The organism is Paraburkholderia sp. UYCP14C (genome assembly GCF_004197395.1).
In the GTDB taxonomy this organism is placed as follows: domain Bacteria; phylum Pseudomonadota; class Gammaproteobacteria; order Burkholderiales; family Burkholderiaceae; genus Paraburkholderia.
Map to the genome: position 1 here is coordinate 1 of NZ_SELS01000357.1, position 392 is coordinate 392.

The window sequence follows — 392 nt, forward strand, 5'->3', positions numbered from 1 at the left end:
TCACCATTTCTGCTCTTTCACGCAGGCTGCATCAGCTCGTCCATGTAACGCAAAAATCGCGTATTTTGAACCACGCCGAGAATCCGCAGGTTGATCATCGAGCGGCTGCCAGATCAACTGGCGCTGCCGTTTTACCTGTGGACGCGCGAGTCGGTGGCGCGACTGATCGAGCGGGAGTATGGCATCACGGTGTCGGCGTGGACGGCCGGCCGATACCTGAAGGCATGGGGCATGAGTGCCCAGAGGCCTGTGCGGCGAGCGTACGAGCGCAACGATGCGGTGATCGAACGTATGCGGTCCACAAACGACGCCGCGCAGAGGTACTCTGAGGCGTAAATGGTGTGGTATGGAGAAGGGTCAGCGGAGATCGGCGGGCATCTTCCATGGCAACA

General features: G+C 59.7%; 1 protein-coding gene. It reads left to right on the top strand.

Annotated elements, in window-relative coordinates; translation table 11 throughout:
• The first annotated feature begins 90 nt into the window (after nt 1–90).
• Nucleotides 91–336 carry a winged helix-turn-helix domain-containing protein gene (locus EVC45_RS45205; protein WP_248295563.1) on the top strand — a complete coding sequence of 82 codons (246 nt, stop codon included), beginning with the start codon at nt 91–93 and terminating at the stop codon, nt 334–336.
• The last annotated feature ends 56 nt before the right edge of the window (nt 337–392 follow it).